The 4,099-nt window shown below is 37.1% G+C and carries 2 protein-coding genes; one reads left to right on the forward strand and one right to left on the reverse strand.

Annotated features, from left to right (window positions below; genetic code table 11):
• The coding region (locus tag ABCW47_RS15075) for a hypothetical protein (RefSeq protein WP_343210763.1) at positions 1 to 2,281 on the forward strand (2,281 nt) is incomplete at its 5' end.
• A 63-nt stretch (positions 2,282 to 2,344) separates the two neighbouring features.
• On the opposite strand, the gene ABCW47_RS15080 is transcribed toward ABCW47_RS15075, so the two are convergent.
• Positions 2,345 to 3,544 (reverse strand): ATP-binding protein, encoded by a 1,200-nt coding sequence (locus ABCW47_RS15080; RefSeq protein WP_343210764.1) that lies wholly within the window; start codon positions 3,542 to 3,544, stop codon positions 2,345 to 2,347.
• Between the last annotated feature and the right edge of the window lie 555 nt (positions 3,545 to 4,099).

A 4,099-nucleotide genomic window follows, 5' to 3' on the forward strand; every position in this document is an offset into this window, starting at 1 on the left:
CTCCAACGGCGTTTTCACTCCTGCTGAAGCTGGTCAGTATGAAATTATGGCTCAGTGTCTCCGTGGTAAAAATGCCGAGTATGTTCGTGCTTCCGCTACTTTAAAGGTTGAGGTTAAAGCGAATCTTGCTGCTGAGCAGACTGGCGTTCAAACTGTTAAAGTAACTGGCGCTGATTCTACTACTCTGGCTGACTATGTCTTAAAGAGAGGTTCAACAGCAGTATCTTTAGCCACTGTTACTATTAAAGATGGCGCTGCTTATCTTGTAACAACATCTTCAACATTACCAGCTGGTGATTATACTTTAACTTATAAAGATAATGCACCGCTTTCCTTTAAGGCTGTTGCACAGGAAATTACATCTGTTGAGACTGTTGGTACTAATTTAGTTGCTAATGCAGATATTTCTGTTAGAAGTGCAACAATTGAATTCAAAATTCTAAACCAGTTTGGTGAAAGAATGGGTGCTACTGTTAATGCATCTTGTACTCTTGGAAAAGCTACTACTACGACACAGTCTACCAAGAATTCAAATGGTAAAATAACAGTTGCGGATATTCCGGCTACTGTATTAGTTGGTCAGACTGGTACCTTAGTACTGGTTGAATCATCTAAAGGTATTTCTATTACTACAGAAGTTACTTATAGTGGATCAGCAACTCCGACAACCATGACTTCTATGGGTGTTTATGATCTTTCTTCTGCTAAATTTGTTGAAATTGCAGCTGGCGATAAGGATAGAGACAGAGTGCTTGTTTTAGATATCAAAGATCAGTATGGTAATTCCGTTAACGCTGATACTTTGAACAAAATGAAAAGTCCTCTTTCTATCACTCCAAGTGCAGGTTTAACTGGATTAACTATTGCTAAAAACAATGAATTTGTTGATATTACCATTGATAAAGTAGATTATGTATCTTTAGCAATCAGCGGTACTCCTGCAGATGGTACTTGTAGTGTTGTTATTGTTAACCCATTAAAAGGACTTTTGGGCACGGTAACTATCCCTGTAGGAAAAGGAAAAACCATTGAAAGCTTTACCATGTCTACTGGTGGTGAGTTGTATGCTGAAAGAGCAAACGAAATCTATTTCACAGCTTTAGATGCTAATGGTAATGAACTCACTAAATATGATGACTTAAAAGATAAAATTACTTTTGCTTCATCAAACGGTGGGAAGTTTGATCTTGAAAAAGGTGCAAACGGTGTGGCAAAATTGATGTATACACCTGTTAAAGTTAATGAAGGAACTTCCCGTACCGATGTATTATCTGCAACACTGAAGTCCAACTATAAATATACCTATATTACTGCCTCTGTAAAAGCAAAAGCTGTTCCTAAAGTTATTACTGGAATGAAAACTGGTACAACATTGGCCGTAGTTTCAGGTGAGGAATTAGCACTTAAAGGTGCAGACTTTATTATTGAAGATCAGTATGGAAATATTATGACAGCTGATCAGTTAGTGGCTAGTGGTTATAAATTAGTCGTTCCTAATGTTGCGGAAGATATATTTGCTGAAGTTACAGCTGCTGATGTAGTATTTACTAACGCAAATGTATTAAATACTGATGGGAATTCTCCAATTGTTAAATTTGGGAAAAAGGCATCAGGTAAAGCAGGTAGCATTAAAGTTATATTCTCACTTAAGGATGCTTCTGGTGCTGTTGTAGATGATTCTGGATATACAGTAACACTTAAGACTTTTGATCAGACCAGTGTAACAGATTACGAGATTAAAGACTTTAAGTATATAGCAAAAGCTGGCGAATCTATTGAGGACTTAGTAAAGGTAATCGGTAGAAACGGAAGTACTATTGTTAATATTCCGACTGGTAATGTTACTATTACATCTAGTAAATTAGCTCCGGAAATTAATAAAACTACCGAGGGTAAAGTAACTAAGACAGCGACTGTTGAGGTTGTTGTTGATGGTGAAGATGGCCCAGTAACCCTTACAAAAGAATATAAATATTCTAATGAGGATGCTGTTGCAACTACAATTGAAGCAACTGATGTTAAAGAATTGGTAGGCACAAGCCTCACTAAAACACAGCTTACTACGTTATTTAGTGTGAAAGATCAGTATGGTGATGATGTTGATAATGTAAAATATCTTGTAGAAGCTTATGATACCGCTGTAGTTACTAAGGTTGAAAAGAATGGTACTCAGGATATTGAAATTACTGCTACTGGTAATGTCGCAACGAGTTGTGTAGTAACAGCAACTGCAGGTAGCCTTTCTAAGAGTGTTACAATTAATATTAAAGGCGCAAACTAATATTTAGTCTTGTAGGTTAAACAATAAGGAAACGGAGACCAAATGGTCTCCGTTTCCTTATTTCTACCCAATCAACCAATCAATCGCATTCACCTGCCTAATCCCATTATACGACATCACCGGATCATCATCTAATGTCAAAAGGAATTTCGGGTTATGATCTGTAATACTATCCAACGGCTCCAGTTCTCGTTTTAATGTCTGTTCATCTCTCACAGACAGGGCCACCTGATAATATGCAGTTCCATTCTCGTTAATCGCAATAAAATCAACTTCAGCTACGCCAACTTTGCCAATATACACCTCATATCCCCGGCGGAGCAATTCCAGATAGATGATATTTTCCAGCAGATGGCCTCTATCTGTATCTTTCGTTCCCAACAAATAATAGCGTAGTCCCACATCTGCAATATAATATTTCTCCCCAGTTTTTAAATACTGTTTTCCTTTCACATCATATCGTCCCACCCGATATAAAATAAAGCTGTCAACCAGTCCGTTCAAATACCGTTCAACTGTGTGGACAGAAATAGGCCTGCCATCGGAAGTCATAGTATCGGCAATTTTCTTTGTACTGCAGAGATTGCCTACATTATCAAACATAAATTTGATTACACTTTCAAGCATAAACACATCTGCAATCTTCAATCTGGATACAACATCTTTTAGGACAATCGTATTGTAGATCCCGCCCAGGTATTCTCTGATTTTCTGCCGACCCTTTAACTCTAAGGCACCAGGGAAGGAACTATCCGTCTGGTAAGTCCTGAATTTTCGGGACAAGTCTGTTTGATCTGGCATGGCAGACAAATATTCTTTGAACGACAATGGCAGCATCGAAATCTCTACATACCTTCCGGATAGTAGAGTAGCCATCTCGCCAGATAATAGGTATGCATTTGATCCGGTGATATATAAATCGACATTTTTTTTGATGTAGAGACTGTCGACCGCTTTTTGAAATTGATCTACGTTCTGTATCTCATCCAGAAAAATATAATTCATCTGATCCGGAATAAGACGTTCCTTCACATAGGTGTACAGTTTCTTATAGTCATTTAGATCTTCGTAATCTACATCCTCAAAGTTTATAGATAGTATCTGTTCCCGGGTAACTCCCTGCTCAATCAGGTAATCTTGATATAGTTCAAAAAGTGTTGACTTGCCGCATCGGCGAATTCCTGTGACTACTTTGATCAGGTTGGTGTCTTTTAAATCTATCAGTTCCTGTAAATACTCAGAACGCTTTATTCTTTGAATCATAGCTTATCATCTCCTTTGCAATATAATACCATATTTATAATGTCAAATCAAATTATTGCATTGTGATGCAAACATTATTTATTCTTTATATGATTTTGCATAATAAATTTATATTTGATTATTTACCGTATTACAACAAATAATACTTGAAGAATTTGTTATAAATTATTTATTATTCGTTACTCCATTGACTATATGATCGAATAGAGATCGTGAATCTGCAAAATATATATCCACAAATCGCTTTGACGGACCAAGCTTTTGTTTGACTTCGCCCAAACAAAACTTTGTCCGTCTGTCTGGCAGCATTTATCCATGCTGCTCAGACATTTTTTATTCTTGATTATTTAAAATAAACCTCTACTAATGCCGAATATACATTAAAAAATGTCAATAAGATAAATAACACACTTTTTCTTGCCCCTCTCCCTTCCTTCCCCCCCTTTTTTTCCTTCCCCCCTCCCCCTACTGTTACTGTTAGACAGGATGCTTCCAAAGTTGCTATCAAAACTTCCAAGTTTGATACTGCTAATATGGTCGTTGGCGGTTCCTACG

It is taken from the genome of Anaerolentibacter hominis (assembly GCF_032380675.1).
Classification (GTDB): domain Bacteria; phylum Bacillota; class Clostridia; order Lachnospirales; family Lachnospiraceae; genus Anaerolentibacter; species Anaerolentibacter hominis.

Bases quoted from the DNA above. Each gene is read 5' to 3' on its own strand.
- ABCW47_RS15080 (WP_343210764.1), bottom strand. From the start codon at position 3,544: ATGATTCAAAGAATAAAGCGTTCTGAGTATTTACAGGAACTGATAGAT.